Annotated in this window: 18 protein-coding genes and 1 tRNA gene; 8 read left to right on the forward strand and 11 right to left on the reverse strand. The window is 67.0% G+C overall.

The annotated features are described in order from the left end of the window. Position 1 precedes the first annotated feature (1 nt). Genes RQG77_RS16415 through RQG77_RS16430 form a run of 4 tightly spaced genes read right to left on the reverse strand, consistent with a single transcriptional unit; the run spans position 2 to position 3,939 of the window. Positions 2 to 1,387 (reverse strand): FtsW/RodA/SpoVE family cell cycle protein, encoded by a 1,386-nt coding sequence (locus RQG77_RS16415; RefSeq protein WP_311245691.1) that lies wholly within the window; start codon positions 1,385 to 1,387, stop codon positions 2 to 4. Then, the gene (locus RQG77_RS16420; RefSeq protein WP_056511501.1) at positions 1,384 to 2,673 is read right to left on the reverse strand and encodes a PP2C family serine/threonine-protein phosphatase; all 1,290 of its coding nucleotides are present in this window, start codon (positions 2,671 to 2,673) and stop codon (positions 1,384 to 1,386) included. Before RQG77_RS16420 ends, RQG77_RS16415 begins: the two co-directional genes overlap by 4 nt. A gap of 7 nt (positions 2,674 to 2,680) precedes the next feature. After that, a complete protein-coding gene (locus RQG77_RS16425) occupies positions 2,681 to 3,214 on the reverse strand; it encodes an FHA domain-containing protein (RefSeq protein WP_056310914.1) in 534 nt (177 codons plus the stop codon). After that, positions 3,211 to 3,939, reverse strand: a complete 729-nt coding sequence (locus RQG77_RS16430; RefSeq protein ID WP_311245692.1) for a DUF3662 and FHA domain-containing protein — start codon at positions 3,937 to 3,939, stop codon at positions 3,211 to 3,213. The genes RQG77_RS16425 and RQG77_RS16430 overlap by 4 nt, the downstream gene beginning before the upstream one ends. 327 nt (positions 3,940 to 4,266) lie before the next feature. Here RQG77_RS16430 and RQG77_RS16435 point away from each other — a divergent pair. Both RQG77_RS16435 and RQG77_RS16440 read left to right on the forward strand, forming a co-directional pair. After that, a tRNA-Leu gene (locus tag RQG77_RS16435) sits at positions 4,267 to 4,349 on the forward strand. Between the two features lie 355 nt (positions 4,350 to 4,704). Continuing rightward, on the forward strand, positions 4,705 to 5,286 hold the full coding sequence (locus tag RQG77_RS16440) for a hypothetical protein (RefSeq protein WP_311245693.1): 582 nt from the start codon (positions 4,705 to 4,707) through the stop codon (positions 5,284 to 5,286). 10 nt (positions 5,287 to 5,296) lie between these two features. Here RQG77_RS16440 and RQG77_RS16445 read toward each other — a convergent pair whose 3' ends face one another. From RQG77_RS16445 to RQG77_RS16455, 3 genes are all read right to left on the reverse strand, one after another. Further along, positions 5,297 to 5,782, reverse strand: coding sequence for a hypothetical protein (locus RQG77_RS16445; RefSeq protein ID WP_311245694.1), 486 nt, complete (start codon positions 5,780 to 5,782; stop codon positions 5,297 to 5,299). Further along, a complete protein-coding gene (locus tag RQG77_RS16450) occupies positions 5,779 to 6,366 on the reverse strand; it encodes an RNA polymerase sigma factor (RefSeq protein WP_311245695.1) in 588 nt (195 codons plus the stop codon). Before RQG77_RS16450 ends, RQG77_RS16445 begins: the two co-directional genes overlap by 4 nt. 75 nt (positions 6,367 to 6,441) lie before the next feature. After that, on the reverse strand, positions 6,442 to 6,804 hold the full coding sequence (locus RQG77_RS16455; protein ID WP_311245696.1) for a helix-turn-helix domain-containing protein: 363 nt from the start codon (positions 6,802 to 6,804) through the stop codon (positions 6,442 to 6,444). 614 nt (positions 6,805 to 7,418) lie between these two features. On the opposite strand from RQG77_RS16455, the gene RQG77_RS16460 reads away from it, so the two are divergent. Together RQG77_RS16460 and RQG77_RS16465 are read left to right on the forward strand one after the other, a co-directional pair. Continuing rightward, positions 7,419 to 7,787 carry a hypothetical protein gene (locus tag RQG77_RS16460; RefSeq protein WP_311245697.1) on the forward strand — a complete coding sequence of 123 codons (369 nt, stop codon included), beginning with the start codon at positions 7,419 to 7,421 and terminating at the stop codon, positions 7,785 to 7,787. A 12-nt stretch (positions 7,788 to 7,799) separates the two neighbouring features. Continuing rightward, the gene (locus RQG77_RS16465; RefSeq protein ID WP_311245698.1) at positions 7,800 to 8,081 is read left to right on the forward strand and encodes a hypothetical protein; all 282 of its coding nucleotides are present in this window, start codon (positions 7,800 to 7,802) and stop codon (positions 8,079 to 8,081) included. An 82-nt stretch (positions 8,082 to 8,163) separates the two neighbouring features. On the opposite strand, the gene RQG77_RS16470 is transcribed toward RQG77_RS16465, so the two are convergent. From RQG77_RS16470 to RQG77_RS16480, 3 genes are read right to left on the reverse strand one after another with little or no spacing between them, the layout of a single operon-like run. After that, on the reverse strand, positions 8,164 to 8,667 hold the full coding sequence (locus RQG77_RS16470) for a hypothetical protein (protein ID WP_311245699.1): 504 nt from the start codon (positions 8,665 to 8,667) through the stop codon (positions 8,164 to 8,166). Between the two features lie 26 nt (positions 8,668 to 8,693). Further along, the gene (locus RQG77_RS16475; RefSeq protein WP_311245700.1) at positions 8,694 to 9,002 is read right to left on the reverse strand and encodes a transcriptional regulator; all 309 of its coding nucleotides are present in this window, start codon (positions 9,000 to 9,002) and stop codon (positions 8,694 to 8,696) included. Then, entirely contained in the window at positions 8,999 to 9,442 is a 444-nt protein-coding gene (locus RQG77_RS16480) for a hypothetical protein (RefSeq protein WP_311245701.1), read from the reverse strand. The genes RQG77_RS16475 and RQG77_RS16480 overlap by 4 nt, the downstream gene beginning before the upstream one ends. Before the next feature lie 221 nt (positions 9,443 to 9,663). Here RQG77_RS16480 and RQG77_RS16485 point away from each other — a divergent pair, with 221 nt between their 5' ends. The 4 genes from RQG77_RS16485 to RQG77_RS16500 all read left to right on the forward strand — a co-directional run bounded on the left by RQG77_RS16485 (position 9,664) and on the right by RQG77_RS16500 (position 13,262). Continuing rightward, complete coding sequence (locus tag RQG77_RS16485) at positions 9,664 to 10,134, forward strand: hypothetical protein (protein ID WP_311245702.1); 471 nt, start codon at positions 9,664 to 9,666, stop codon at positions 10,132 to 10,134. A gap of 27 nt (positions 10,135 to 10,161) precedes the next feature. Further along, positions 10,162 to 10,770: a sigma-70 family RNA polymerase sigma factor gene (locus tag RQG77_RS16490; protein ID WP_311245703.1), complete on the forward strand. Its 609-nt coding sequence runs from the start codon at positions 10,162 to 10,164 to the stop codon at positions 10,768 to 10,770. Then, a complete protein-coding gene (locus tag RQG77_RS16495; RefSeq protein WP_311245704.1) occupies positions 10,767 to 11,753 on the forward strand; it encodes a hypothetical protein in 987 nt (328 codons plus the stop codon). The genes RQG77_RS16490 and RQG77_RS16495 overlap by 4 nt, the downstream gene beginning before the upstream one ends. 177 nt (positions 11,754 to 11,930) lie before the next feature. Further along, positions 11,931 to 13,262: an LCP family protein gene (locus tag RQG77_RS16500; RefSeq protein ID WP_311245705.1), complete on the forward strand. Its 1,332-nt coding sequence runs from the start codon at positions 11,931 to 11,933 to the stop codon at positions 13,260 to 13,262. A gap of 53 nt (positions 13,263 to 13,315) precedes the next feature. Here the strand turns inward: RQG77_RS16500 and RQG77_RS16505 are convergent, their stop codons facing one another. Beyond that, positions 13,316 to 13,912: an isochorismatase family protein gene (locus tag RQG77_RS16505; RefSeq protein WP_311245706.1), complete on the reverse strand. Its 597-nt coding sequence runs from the start codon at positions 13,910 to 13,912 to the stop codon at positions 13,316 to 13,318. Positions 13,913 to 14,120 lie beyond the last annotated feature (208 nt).

Here is a 14,120-nt window from a genome sequence, read left to right on the forward strand (position 1 = left end):
GTCAGCCGATCACCGCCCTGGGTTGGCTGCGGACGCCGTCGGAGATGCGCAGCAGGATCGCGACGATCAGCCAGTTGGCGACGAGCGAGGAACCGCCGGCGGCGAGGAACGGCGTCGTCAGACCGGTGAGGGGGATGACCCGCGTCACGCCGCCGACCATGATGAACACCTGCAGCGCGATCGTGAACGAGAGGCCGGTGGCGAGGAGCTTGCCGAAGTCGTCCTGCCCTGCGAGACCGATGCGCACGCCGCGGCTCACGAACACCATGTACAGGCAGAGGATCGCGAACAGCCCGATCAGGCCGATCTCCTCGCCGAGGCTGGTGATGATGTAGTCGCTGTGCGCGAGCGGCGTGACGGCCGGACGGCCCTGACCCCAGCCCGTGCCGAGCAGACCGCCGTGCGCGAGGCCGAACAGGCCCTGCATGGGCTGGTATCCGGCGCCGTCGGGGTCGACCTTGTCGGGGTCGAAGAGGAAGAGCCAGTTCGTGAAGCGGCCCTGCACGTAGCTGAGGATCTGGGTCGCGACCGCGACGCCCGCGGCGACGAGGCCCAGGCCGATGAGCACCCAGCTGGTCTTGCCGGTGGCGACGTAGAGCATCGCGACGAACATGCCGAAGATGAGCGTTCCGGTGCCGAGGTCGCGCTGGATCACGATGATGCCGAGCGAGATCGCCCACACCACGAGCACCGGCCCGAGCTCGCGCATGCGCGGCCAGGTGATGCCGAGGAACTTCGTGCCGACAGACGTCAGGCTCTCGCGCGTGCGCACCAGGTAACCGGCGAAGAAGATCGCGAGGCAGATCTTCGCGAGCTCGCCAGGCTGGAAGGCGAACATGCCGCCGAGCGAGACCCACACCGCGGCGTTCGCGTCGGGGATGCGGAGCCCCGGCACGAACGGCAGCAGGAGCAGCAGGATGCCGGAGAGGCCGAAGATGTACGTGTACCGGAACAGCACCCGGTAGTTGCGCAGCATGATCACGACGGTGATCGCGCCGGCCAGCGAGATGGCCGTCCAGGCGAGCTGCTTCGTCGAGTAGGCGTTCCAGCCCGTGAGGGACTTCGCGATGTCGATGCGGTAGATCATCGCGATGCCGAGGCCCGTGAGCAGGGTCGCGATGGGCAGCAGGAACGGGTCGGCTGACGAGGCGACCGCCCGCAGCACGAAGTGGACGGCGAAGGCGAGAACGGCCAGGCCTCCGCCGATCGCGAGGATCATCGGGTCGATCAGGCCCAGTGCGCCGAGTTGCACGAGAGTGAGGGATGCGCCGCTGATCACGACGGCGAAAAGGAGCAGCCAGAACTCGCGGTTGCGCTGCGTCTGCGGCATCCGCATTCGCTTGAGCGCCTTGATGACGCTGGTGTCGGCCGTGACGTCGGTGCTCATCCTGCGTCCTCCGTCGGAGTCGGCAGGGGAGTGGGCAGCGGGGTCTCGCCGATGACGCGGTCTGCGCCGGCCTGCAGCCTGGCGACGATCGCCTCGGCGTCGGAGAACGAACGGGCGGTGATCGTGCGCTCGACCGAATCGCGCTGGTACGGAGGCAGGTTCGCGAGCAGGATGTCGGTGTCGCGCAGCGGAGTGGACAGGCTGATCGGGCCGATGTTCTGCTGCACGCCCTGGTAGATCACGACGCTGTCCTCGTCGGCGCCGACGAAGTAGCGGGTCTGCGTCCAGCTGTAGGCGGCGAAAGCGGCGAAGGCGAGCATCGCGAGGACGACCAGCATCCCGGCGATCCATCCGAAGCGGCGACGCTTGGCGCGCCGGCGATCCTCCTCGATGAGCTCCTCGAGGTACTCGGGAGCGGGTTCGAAGTGGCTGGGTTCGTTCGCGGCCTGACGCACCGGGTGCAGCCAGTTGCCGCGCGGCGCGCGCACCGGAGGCACCGTGACGTTGGCGGGGTTCGATGCCGAGCCGACGATCGTCGCCGTGCCCGAGTGCATGGCGTGCTGGCCGCCGACCTCGACGAGGACGATGGTGACGTTGTCGGGTGCTCCGCCGTCGAGAGCCTGCTTCAGCAAATTGTCGGCCGTGCGCCCCGGGGCCATGCCCATGCGCATCGCCTTGAGGATGTGCGCCTCGTCGACGACTCCCGAGAGACCGTCGGAGCAGAGCAGCCAGCGGTCGCCCGGCTGGGTGTGCATGACGAAGTTGTCGAGCTCAGGATCGGCATCCATGTCGCTGAGCACGCGCATGAGCACCGAACGGCGCGGGTGGTAGCGGGCCTCTTCGGGCGTGATGCGCCCCGAGTCGACGAGTCGCTGCACGAAGGTGTGGTCGGCCGTGATCTGCGTCACCGCGTCGTCACGGTAGAGGTAGATGCGCGAGTCGCCGATGTGGCCGATGACCGCATAGTCGTCGACCATGATGATCGCGCTCAGCGTGGTGCCGAGGCCTGCGAGCTCTGGGCGGTCCTTCGCGGCGCGGATCAGATCGCCGGCAGCCGTGGTCGCCGCGGCCTGCAGCGAGGCCTGCGCGTCTTCGACCGACGTGTACGGCTGGTCGAGCGGCTCCATCCGGTGGATCGCGATGCTCGAGGCGACGTCACCGCCGGCGTGACCGCCCATGCCGTCGGCGACGACGAAGAGGTTGGCGCCGGAGTACCCGGAGTCCTGGTTGTTGGAGCGGACCTTCCCGGTGTGGGAGATCGCGGCGCTCGAGCCTTCGAAGACCATGCCGGGGTCAGGCTCGCAGCTCGAAGGTCGTGGCGCCCACCTTGATCGGGGTGCCGAGAGCGAGACCGACCGGACCGCCGGTCACCCGCTGACCTGCGACGAACGTGCCGTTGGTCGAGTCGAGGTCCTGGATGGCCCAGCTGTCGCCGCGCAGCAGCAGGCGCGCGTGGTGGCTGGAGGTGTAGTCGTCGCGGATCACGAGGGCGGATTCGCTCGAGCGGCCGATCGTGAGGGTGTCGGTGCCCAGCGGCAGCTCGAGCCCGGCCTTGGGGCCCGAGGTGATCACGAGCCGCTTGGCGGTCGCGACGGTCGCGGGACCGGTGCTGGGCTTCGCCGACGAGGGGCGGGATGCCGCGGGGGCGGCTGCCGGTGCTGGTGCGGACGCCGGAGTCGCCGCGGCGGCCTCGGCCGGGAGCTTACGCACCTTCATTCCGAACAGGTCGGCCCGGAGCGAGTAGACGACTCCGAACACGAAGAACCACAGCAGCAGCAGGAAGCCGATGCGGAGCAGCAGGAGGACGAGTTCACTGGGAGTGCTCACGAGAGGGCTCCGAACGCACGGGTCGCGTCGTCGTCACGCGGCCGCGGCGGGCGTGACGGAGAGGCGACGGGAACGATGCGGAACACCAGATCGGTGCGTCCGATGGTGATGGTGGTGTCGGTGGGGAGCGCGGCTTCGCGCACCTTGTCGCCGTTCACCTTGGTGCCGTTGGTCGAGCCGAGGTCGCGCATCATGGCGCGCTCGCCGTCCCAGAGGACTTCGACGTGCTTGCGGCTGGAGCCGGCATCCGCGATGGTGATGTCGGCATCCGTGCCCCGGCCGATGACCGTGCGGGCGCGGGTGAGCGAGTGGCGACGTCCGTCGACGTCGATCACGGCCTGCCAGTTGACCCGGCCCTCGACCGTGCCCGAGCTGACGTTGACCGTGCCGGTGGCGATCTTGTCGTCGCCCTCGAGGCTGATGGAGAGCGGACCCGAGAAGCTGTAGCCCTGCGACTTCGCGTGCGTGGTGAGGAGTGCGTGCAGCTCGTCCGTGAGGGCCCCGCCGAGGCTCAGCATGCGGTCGGCATCGTCGGTGCTCAGGCGCACGACGAAGCTGTTGGGCGCGATGATGCGGTCCCTGCTCACCACAGCCGCTTTGGTGTCCGCTTCACGCCGAAGGGCCGAAGCGATCTCCACGGGCTGGATGCCGCTGCGGAAGGTCTTCGCGAAGGCGCTGTTCACAGCGCGCTCGAGACCCTTCTCAAAGCTGTCAAGTAGTCCCACTGGGCTCCTCTGGCATGCCGACCGGTAGGGACATCGTAGCCAGGTGTTCTGGGTGAACGCCCTCGCAGGGCGGGAGAACCCCGAGATTCCGGGGGAGTGGCGGAGGGTGCGGGCGCCTCGTAACGGGGTATCGCCGTGGTCGTGGGGGCGCCATTCGTGCGCCGTTCGGGAGGAGATCGGGGTCTGGGGAGGAGGAATCCGGGGAGATTCTCCTCCCCAGGGGCAGAAGTCCTCGGGAAGGGATGCTCGGGTGCGGCCTCGGTTTCTTCATGGGGTGAAACGCGTGATATCTTTGGGAAGTTGAGTTCTTCGGAGCCCGACAGACTCGCGCGAGTGGCGGAATGGTAGACGCGCTGGCTTCAGGTGCCAGTGTCCTTATGGACGTGGGGGTTCAAGTCCCCCCTCGCGCACAGCGAGTGTGTTTGTGAAGATCACCTGACACTGTTTGCGATCAAGGCCCGGTTTCACTTGTGAAGCCGGGCCTTTTTCTTGTCCCCTCGAGGCCCAAGGCATCCAGCAAGGACTCCCGGGTGTCGTCTCACCGACAGCGAGCAACTGCGTCCCGCACCTCTCTCCTGAAGCAGCGCGCTGGGCCGGATCAACGGTCCCCGACAGGTGGAGGGGTGCCCCCGCGATTCGCAGACATCGCGACAGCTTTTCTCTCTACATCCGCGTGATCACGCGGCTCTCTCCCCTGACGCGGGAACCCCCGAACACGGGTTGGACATACCGAAGCGAATCCAACCCCTATCGGAGGAGCTTCCCGTGTCCCCACGCCCCTGGTTCGTATCCGCTGCACTCGTCGCCGTGCTTTCACTTGCCACCCCCATGTCTGCCGTTGCGGCTGCAGCAGACGACGGTCCCGCAGCATGCACCGTCGGAGGAATCGCTGTTCCTGACGGTGAGCCCATCCCCGATGACATCCCCACCGTCATGTCCTGCTTCGACTCGGTAGAGGAGGCCGAGCAGTTCATCGAGGACGGCGCCCCCGGTGACCTCGAACAGCTGCAAACCGCAGGAGTGTCTGCACGCTCAGCGGTCGCAGCTGCCTCGACCGTCACTGTCGGGACGGCATGGACGGGCGCGTCTCGGACCGGTGCCGCCCTCATACACTACGGGGCGGGGAGTGGGTGCTACGGCGTGACGTTCGGGTTCCCGAGCATCGTGTCGGGCTGGAACAACAACGTCCGCTCCGCCGAAGGACTCAACAACTGCTGGTCGACACAGTACGACGGCACCAGCTATATCGGCGGAAAGCTGACCTGCACGCCCTACTGCGCGACCCTGGGGGCACTGGCAGGCAAGACCTCGTCCATCGTCTACCGCCCCGCAGGGACGTGGGGATGAACGATCCTGCCTACCCCTGGAAAGGATGAAGCCTGAGGACCGAGCACTCGACTCGACCGGGGACGACAGCGGCTTCACCTTCGTCGGTGACGCAGGTCGTGAACTCAGAAGGCGCTGATCCCGGAGTGGGGGTGGCCGAGAGTTCGTCGTTGTCGGCGAACGCCCCGCCTTCCCACATCTGAGTGCACAGAGCTTCAGCATCCTCGATGGCGATGACGCCGTCCGGTGTGGCGACACTCGCCGCTGCACCGGACAGCGTGCCGTCGGGGTTCCGATACGGGCCTTCCAGGCAATGCACGACGCCGGTCTCGCTGACCGGGCGCTCGTCGAGGAGGGTGACCGCGGCAACGCCCGCCCCCGCCACCACCAGGATTCCGCCGGCGATTGTGACGCGACCCCAGACGGTCTTCCACCACTTGGGGCGCGCGAGATCGCGGCGCATCTGTTCGATGAGGAGGTCTTGCACCTCCCGGTGATGCGGCATCCGCTCACTCATGCGTTCGCCTCCTCTGATCTCGGAGCATACTCATGCAGGTCGCCGCGAAGCCGCGCCTTCACGCGCGACAATCGCGATTTGACGGTTCCTTCCGGAACGCCGAGAACGACTGCTGCTTCGGCGAGCGGAAGCTCATGAATGATGCAGAGGATCACGACACTTGCTTCGCGAGGATTCAACTGGCGCAGAGCCTCACGCACGCTCTCCGAGATCTTCAGAGAGTCCATCGCGCGAGCGACTTCGTCTGCATGGTCCGCAACGTCTTCGTCGTGGGGGATGCGGTGCAGCAGTCGTTGATACCGACGGCGCGAGCGCAGACTGTTCTTCGCCGCGAACGAGGTGGTCGCCAAGAGCCATGGCAGGACGGATCCGTCGACGATGCGGACTTTGTCGCGCCGTCGCCAGAGTTCGAAGAACGCGGTCGCCGCGACTTCTTCGGCGTCCCAGCTGGTGTGCATGAGCACGAGTGACAGCCGAAAAACGGGCATCTGGTGTCGGTCGTGAAGCATCCGGTAGGCCGGTTCGTCGCCGCGCGAGAGGCGAAAGAGGAGCTCGCCGTCGCTCGGCCCGCCGGGTTCCGACACGATCTCACCTCACACGTCACGGTCGATGTCCTGACCTGAGACGAGTCTACGCGGCGTGAAGGGAAGTGAGCCTGGCTATGCGGCAAGGGAGAGGGCGAGGATTCGGCGATGGTCACGACGCGCTTCTCGCGGAGTGCGATGCAGATAGCGGTGGCACTGGGCCCGGAACGTCTCGTATGTCGCGTACCCGCAGTGTTCTGCGACGACAGACATGGGGATCGAGGGATTGCGGGCGGCGACAACCACGACCTGGCTCAGGCGGCGACGCCCGAGGACTTCCGCCACCCCGTGCCCGCCGCTGAAGGCGCGGTCCAATTGTCGTCTGGACACGTACAGTCCCTGAGCGAGCCATGCCGGGCTGACCTCGGGGTTCTTGTAATGGATGTCGATGAGAGCGACGCATTGCTCCCGCAACGCAGCCAGATCAGTGGACCTCATATTGAGAGATGTCCGGCACTGGCGGGCCGGTTCCATTTTCGTTCTGGGCCGACTGCGACCCGGACCGCTGGTCGCCGCGGGTGCGCGCTTCGAATCCCGTCCGGACACGCTGGCTACAGGAAATGCGCCGTCTTCTGATCCTGAGCGTGGTCTGCGGATACTGCCTCCGCCGCGAAGTGTCTATGTTCCCTCGACGGCGGTCACCAGTTTGTCCACCTCTTGGGGGACAAGGCCTCTTCTCGGGTGGGGGTTAGCGTGACAAGCCGTTGCGGCGAGTCCTCAGTGGGCCCTCGTCGCAGAAGTCGGAGCTTACGCAGCGCCGACGGGTGAACACGAGAACAGGAGTACCTATGAATAAATTGTCTGCTGCTGCAGCGGTCGTCGTTGCCGCCGCTCTTTCCCTCTCAGGTGCAGGCGCTGCGAACGCCGAAGAGACGCCGCGGAATGATGCAGCGTTCATCGAGGTCGTCGAAGCGTTGGGACTGACATTTGACGTCCAGGCGGAGATCGAAGCACGTTTCGATGCCCTCCCGAATACCGAGCAGGACGCGATCCTTGCTCAGGCCGAGACTGACCCAGCTTCGCTGGTGCAGTTCAGCGAGCCGGTTCGATCCGTGACCGTTGCTGACGGTGGAGGCGTGTCCGCTCGCGCGGCTGTGAAGTCGTACCTCGCGAAGGACGTCGTGAATGGCACCTTCCTCGGAGTGACCGTCGGTTCGTTCACGAACGAGTTCAAGTACAACGCGAACACGTCGAACGTGACGAGCATTCTGAGCTGCAAGGGCTGGTTCTCCGGATTCGGCCTGTCCGGATCGACCAACGCTTCCCAGTACATCTCGAACACTGGCCGTGGGACGTGCGACGTCGTGCACAACCTCAGCTTCGTCATCAAGGGATCTCCGGTCACCTTCAACAAGCAGCACACCATCACCACGAACAGTGGCTCGCCCGTCGGCTACAAGGCGACGCTCAAGACGGTCTGAGAGAATCGCCAAATGTCCGCAGTAGAAGCAGAACAAGGCGTCAAGTGGTGGCCTCTGGCCGTGGGGGCAGTCGTGTACGTGGCGGGGTTCTTCACTCCGTGGACGGTCATCATCAGTGTTGCCCTCCTCGCAGCGTCAGTCTTCGGTCTCATGCGAAGGCCATCCACGGTGGAGCGTCGCATCCTCATCGCGGGGGTCATCGTTCTCGCGTTGACCATCGTGGCGTTCGTCGCTCTGTGGATCATGGCGATGACACTGAGCTCCACCCATTCGGGGACGTCAACCCCCCTGTAGCGGTCAAGGCGCGAATAGCGGAGGCCCTCGACTTGCCAGAGGTGAGGGCCTCCGTGTTCGAGAAGATGCGCAGTTCGGCCAGTCACTCCCGCATCGCACGCGAAGCGCTCAGGATGGCGGCCCTCAACTCCTCGGGGTGGTCGGTGCGGAGCACGCGGGAGCGACCGCCGACCGTGGTCACCCTGACCGCAGCACCTGCAGACCACAGCAGGAACTGCTCGGAGCCTGCGAGGCGCCAGCCCACGCCGCCCGCCTGGGCGACTGTGACCTCGGTCACTTCGACCAGATCGACGTCGGCGAGTGGGAGGTGGATGACGCGGAACGGCGTCAGGCGGCCATCGATGTGCGTATCGCTCACCGCGATCGTGATGCGTCGGGTGATCCCCAGAAGGCCGGCGGAGAGGATGAGGAGGAACCCCGCGACGAGCAGAGCGATCGTCCACGCGCCGACCTCATCTGCGCGGCCGATCACGGCAGGCGCTGAGATCACGGTGACGACGACTTGCAGGACGAGTGTCATCGCGCCGGCGACCGCCAGCCATCGCGGTCCGATGAGGGTTTCACGGGGCCGCACGGTGGAGCTCATCGCTCCAGTCTCTCCCGGAGCGAGAGTCAGTCGTGGGCCTCGTGCGATGCGTCCGCGATCGATGCGAGTCGTCGAAGTTCCGCGACGTGCTCCCGAAAGGCGTGGCGCCCCGAGGGTGTGAGCGACAGCAGAGTGCGCTGACGAGCGTTCCTCGTGACCTTGTCGATGCGGAGGTAGTCGATCTCTTCCAGTGCCTTCGCGTGCTTGGAGAGCACGGAATCGGAGACACCGAGTCGCTCACGCAGGAATGAGAACTCCGCGTCGTCGACGGGCGCGAGCAGTCCGCACAGCTCGAGCCGAGTGACCGCGTGGATGGCCGGATCGAGACCGCTCACATCGCCTCCTGCGTCCGGAGTCGGCGACGCCAGACGCGCATCCAGATGAAGCCCGACGCGGTGACGGCAATCCACGCGGTCAGCCCGGCGGCGATGCTGGACCAGATGTCGGAGCTCAGATACGACCAGAAGCCGGTCGCGACGAGAGCCACCAGCATCAGTGCCGTCACCCACCGGGTCGCGCCGTCCGTGTAGCCCGAGACCCACCAACCGTGAGTTCGCCGCCACCAACCGATGAACGCGGGCATGACGAGGATGAACGACACGGCGATGAGGAGCGCCCATGGTTGGGGGAGTCCCTGAGAGGCGATGAAGATCCCCGCTCCGAGACCCAATGCCACGTGATACAAGCCTTCACCGCGGGGCGCGTCGATGTATGTCGTGGCCACCTCATCGAGGCGGGCCAGGGTGGCGAGAGGATCATCCCGTTCACTTTCCATAATGGAAAGCTAGCCTTCACTTTCCGGTTTGGCAAGTCCCTCTCGATCAGGGAGATGATGATCGACAGAAGAAAGTCTGTAAGGAATCCGCCCGAGCCGCATACGCGCGCGGGTATGACCGGTTCGTCCGCGCCGGATACTGATTCTTCGGATCCTGCGCCGCGCCACCCGAGCGGCACACCCCACAGGCGCCGTCGCACCCGAAGTGGGAGGGGGTACCAATGAAGAGGCACTTCGCCGCCGTTGCCGCGCTGGCCGTCTGCGTGCTGCTGATCCCGCAGGCCGCGGCATCTGCATCCGCCTCGGCGCCCGACGACACGGAGATCTCCGACATCGAGTACGCCCTCGAGGCCGTGCCGGGCGGCATCGCGCTCTCGGACAGCCACGCGGTGTGGCCGGCCCTCGGAATGACGCTGACCGCCGGATCGCCGGCGGCGCGATCCGTCGGCTCCTGCGCCACCGGCACGTTCTGCGCCTACACCGGCAGCGGACTGAGCGGCACGAAGCTCGCCTTCACCGTCTGCACGAACGTCAGCACCGCCGCTCTCCGCGTGGTGGCATCGATCGCCAACGGACGCATCTCGGGCAAGGTGCACGCCAAGAACGCCTCCGGCTCCCTTCTCGGCACGGCGGTCGCGAACGGCTCGGCGAACGTCCCGCCCGGCACCACCAGCCTGCTCTGCACGCTCTAGGCGATCGATAGCCTGGCAATGAGAGAGATGGGTGGTCTGGTGCTGCAGCTGTGGGGGGTGGAGAGCCTGCGCATCGCGTATGCCGGATCCGATCTTCCCGACCTGGAGCTTCCCGCGCCGGTGAGAGGCACCTCCACGAGCGGCTCGCCGAGCAAAGAGGTGCTCTACCGCACCCTCTTCGACGAGTACTGGCCACGAGTGCGACGGCACGTCGCCTGCTTCGTCGACAACGCCGACGAGGTCGACGAGATCGCGGCCGAGGTCTTCGTCGTCGCCTGGAGAAAGCTGAATCCGGCGAAGCCGATGGGGCTGAGATGGTTCCTCCGAGTCGCTGACAACAAACTGCGCGACGTGATGCGCCGAGGCCAGTCCCGCACCCGGGCGATCGAGGCGATGACGCGAGGGATGCAGGCGAGTGAGGAGCTGCATCCGCTGGAGGCGCTGGCTCTGCGTCAGGCGCTCCAGAGCCTCAACGCCCGAGAGCGTCAGGTCGTCGTCCTCACCTATTGGGACGGTCTCAGCGCGGGCGAGGTCTCTGAGGTCCTCCGCTGCAGTCAGGCGGCGGTGTGGACGACTCTCACTCGCGCGCGACAGAAGCTGCGCGGCCAACTCGAGGCGAAGGAGGTGGGCGGATGAGCATCTCCGACGACGATCTCGACCGACTGTTCCGCGCCGGGAACCCCGCGCCCCCGGAGGAGTTCGCGTCGTTGCGCGCGAAGGACATCGCCCTGCGCGAGAACATCATCCGCGGCACGGCGACGCCCGTCCGCGCACGACGCCGCAGCTGGGCATGGGCCGGCGCGACCACCGCCGTCGCCTCCCTCGTGATCGTGACGATCGTCGTCGCCAGCATCCTGCTTCCGTCTCAGCAGGCGGTCGCCCTGATGCCGCCTCCACTGCTGTACTCGAACGCGCAGCCGCTCGCCGAGGTCGTCGACGACGCGCACGCCGAGCTCGCCCGCCCCGGTGGTCCCGAGCAGGAGAGTCGCGTCGAGACGCTCTCGTGGGGCTGGAGCATCGACATGGCCGAAGAGAGCGTCGAGGTCGTGCCGCAGTACGCGACGTTCACCTGGTCGCCCGAGGCAGGCTCGTCGAGCGTGGTCATCGCCGGCGAGTCCCTCTGGGACGACGACGATCGCCCCGAAGGGGTGGCAGACAGCCCCTACGAACCGGGCGAGGTGATCAGCGAGGTCTCGACTCCGCCCGGCGAGTTCATCGCGCCTCCCGCCGTGCTCGAACTCGACGGCGCCGACAGGACACAGCTGGCGGCGGCGCTCGAATCGCTCGGCGCTCCGGAGGAGGCATCCTCCGGCCAGCTGCTCGTGGCGATCGGGCAGCTGCTGAGCTTCTGGACGCTGACCGACGAACAGCATGCCGTGCTCATCGACATGCTCGTCGAGGCCGGCGGGGTGACGGTGCTCGGAGAGACGAAGGATCGAGAAGGGCGCCCCGTGGTCGGGCTGCGAGTGTCCGATGACGATTCGCCGTATCAGGACACCGTTCTGATTTCGGCGGCGACCGGACGCATCGCGGGAGTGGAGAACGAGCGCACCGAGCCGATGGACTTCATCCCGGCCGGGGTCGTCGGCTACACGCTCTGGGATCTGCCGCGCCGCTGAACGGACCTTGGAGTACCCCGCACAGGTCCTGTGAATCCTGCGCTGCGTTTTGAGATCACCTCCCCCTCGTGATGGTGTGAATCAGTGCGACGGCCAGAATTCCCCCCGACCGACTCGACTCCGGACCCCACTCCCGACTCCCCCGAGGCGACCCGACCTCGCCGTCGGCGTGGAAAGGTGATCGGCTGGATCAGCGCGCTCATCGTCGTGGCCCTGGTCGCCGTCGGGGCGATCGCCTACGCGCAGCTGCAGGGCAACGTCAGCACCGCACCGTTGCGCTCCGACGACGGCGACGGCGAGCCGGAACTCGCGACCGGAGACCTGAACATCCTCGTGCTCGGGTCCGACACCCGGGCGCTCGCATCGGGGAGTTTCGGCGAGGATGACGGCAGTCAGCGCAGCGACGCCATGGTGCTCGTGCACATCTCGAGCGACAGCTCGCGGATCGATGCGGTGCAGCTGCCGCGCGACACACTCGCCGACCTGCCCGCCTGCGAGGACACCGGGCGTGGGTCCTACGACGGCGGCTACGGGATGCTGAACTCCGCGCTGGAGTACGGACCTGCCTGCTCGGTCGCGGCGGTCGAGCAGCTCGCCGGTGTGACGATCGATCACTTCGTGCAGATGGACTTCGAAGGCTTCATCGGCGTCGTCGACGCCATGGGCGGCATCGACGTATGCCTCCCGGAGGCCCTGTCCGACGGGCACGCGCAGCTCGATCTGCCCGCCGGCGCGCAGTCGATCGACGGCACCCAGGCGCTCGCGCTGGCCCGCACTCGGCATGCGCTCGCCGAAGGCAGCGATGTCGCACGCCTCGGGCACCAGCAGATGGTGCTCTCGGCCATCGTGCAGAAGGCGACGAAGTCGGACGTGCTGGTGCGCCCCGATCGTCTGTACGCGTTCCTCGATGCCGCCACCTCGTCGATGACGGTCGACCCCGGTCTCGGCGCTCTGACAGATCTCGCCGGCCTCGCCGCTCGGGTCGCGAACGTCCCCATGAGCAGCGTCACCTTCTTGACGATGCCCACGACCGAGGCCCCGGAGGACGCCAACCGTGTCGTCCCCACCGCAGATGCCGACGTCATCTTCCGTGCTCTCAGCGACGACGTTCCCGTCGTGCTCACGACGGATGCTGTCGAACCGGATGCGACGGTGCGCACCGCGCCCGTCGAGATCCTCAACGGAGCGGGCGTCGCCGGTCTGGCATCACGCGTGTCCGAAGACGCCACCGCCTACGGATACACGGTGTCGGGACTCGCCAATGCGGAGGCCGTCGATGCCACGACGATCGTCGCCGCCGACACCCCCGAGGCGCAGGCGACGGCGCAGGCACTCGCCACCGAGCTCGGCATCGGCGTGACGGTCACGGTCGGCGACGTCGACGGCGTGCAGCTCCTGCTCGGCGCCGACTACGAGAACCTGACGTCCCAGCCGCAGGCCACACCGGCACCGTCACGCCCGGTCGACGCCATCAACCGCAGCGCCGACACCGACCTCTGCACAGGCTGATCCGAACGGATGCGGTCGGTGACCGCATCCGTTCGTCTTGTCAGCGCCTGATATCAGCGCCCGAGATCGGCGACATTGGGGACGACCGTGGCGTAGAGGTCGGCGATGCCGGCGAGGGCCGCGCGGTGCAGCTGCTCTGCGGGAACGTCTCCGGCGACCGACGGAAGGCTGCGGGTGGCGGTCGCCGCGGCGACGACGGTGGGCCGGTTGCCGCGCAGGAACGCGCCCTCGGTCGTGTAGGTCACGCACATGTGAGTCATGAACCCGGCGATCACGACGTCTTCGTGACCCGCGGCGTCGACGAGGTCGCCGAGTTCGGTGCCCACGAACGAGTTCGGTGCCTTCTTGACGACCACGGCCTCGCCGTCGATCGGAGCGACGCGCTCATGGATCGCCCCGATGTCCTCGCGGATGTCGTACGCCGATCCGGCGCCGCCGTCGTGCTGCACGTGGATGACCGTCGCCCCTGATTCGCGGGCCTGGGCGAGCAGATCGGCCGCGGCGTCGAGAGCAGCATCCCAGCCCTCGAGCTCCATTTCGCCGCGCGTGTAGGTGTTCTGGAAGTCGACGAGCACGACGGTCGAGGTCGCGAGGTCCGCGGGCTGGTCGGCGACGCCGCTGAGTGCGCGGAGGGTTGCGGAGGTGGTCATTCCGGGAGTCCTTGCGGTCGACTGGTCCGCCCGATCAGCCGGATGCCGATCGGTGGCGACGATCGCCGCCTGGACTCTTGAAAGTAGGTGCGGGGTGGAGAGCTCCGTCAACGCGGATCGCGGCGGCTCAACGACGTCCAGCGCATCGATCGGAAACCTCGGCCCCACTCCATTGCGCGGCGGGCAGACTGGAGGGGACTTCCTTTCG

The organism is Microbacterium sp. WCS2018Hpa-23, from assembly GCF_031843845.1.
Lineage (GTDB): Bacteria > Actinomycetota > Actinomycetes > Actinomycetales > Microbacteriaceae > Microbacterium.

What these genes read in the sequence shown, in the direction of transcription:
- RQG77_RS16455 (WP_311245696.1), bottom strand. Translation starts at nt 6,804, where the DNA reads ATGAGGTCCACTGATCTGGCTGCGTTGCGGGAGCAATGCGTCGCTCTC.
- RQG77_RS16420 (WP_056511501.1), bottom strand. Translation starts at nt 2,673, where the DNA reads ATGGTCTTCGAAGGCTCGAGCGCCGCGATCTCCCACACCGGGAAGGTC.
- RQG77_RS16445 (WP_311245694.1), bottom strand. Translation starts at nt 5,782, where the DNA reads ATGAGTGAGCGGATGCCGCATCACCGGGAGGTGCAAGACCTCCTCATC.
- RQG77_RS16465 (WP_311245698.1), top strand. Translation starts at nt 7,800, where the DNA reads ATGTCCGCAGTAGAAGCAGAACAAGGCGTCAAGTGGTGGCCTCTGGCC.
- RQG77_RS16485 (WP_311245702.1), top strand. Translation starts at nt 9,664, where the DNA reads ATGAAGAGGCACTTCGCCGCCGTTGCCGCGCTGGCCGTCTGCGTGCTG.
- RQG77_RS16470 (WP_311245699.1), bottom strand. Translation starts at nt 8,667, where the DNA reads ATGAGCTCCACCGTGCGGCCCCGTGAAACCCTCATCGGACCGCGATGG.
- RQG77_RS16480 (WP_311245701.1), bottom strand. Translation starts at nt 9,442, where the DNA reads ATGGAAAGTGAACGGGATGATCCTCTCGCCACCCTGGCCCGCCTCGAT.
- RQG77_RS16415 (WP_311245691.1), bottom strand. Translation starts at nt 1,387, where the DNA reads ATGAGCACCGACGTCACGGCCGACACCAGCGTCATCAAGGCGCTCAAG.
- RQG77_RS16505 (WP_311245706.1), bottom strand. Translation starts at nt 13,912, where the DNA reads ATGACCACCTCCGCAACCCTCCGCGCACTCAGCGGCGTCGCCGACCAG.
- RQG77_RS16495 (WP_311245704.1), top strand. Translation starts at nt 10,767, where the DNA reads ATGAGCATCTCCGACGACGATCTCGACCGACTGTTCCGCGCCGGGAAC.
- RQG77_RS16490 (WP_311245703.1), top strand. Translation starts at nt 10,162, where the DNA reads ATGGGTGGTCTGGTGCTGCAGCTGTGGGGGGTGGAGAGCCTGCGCATC.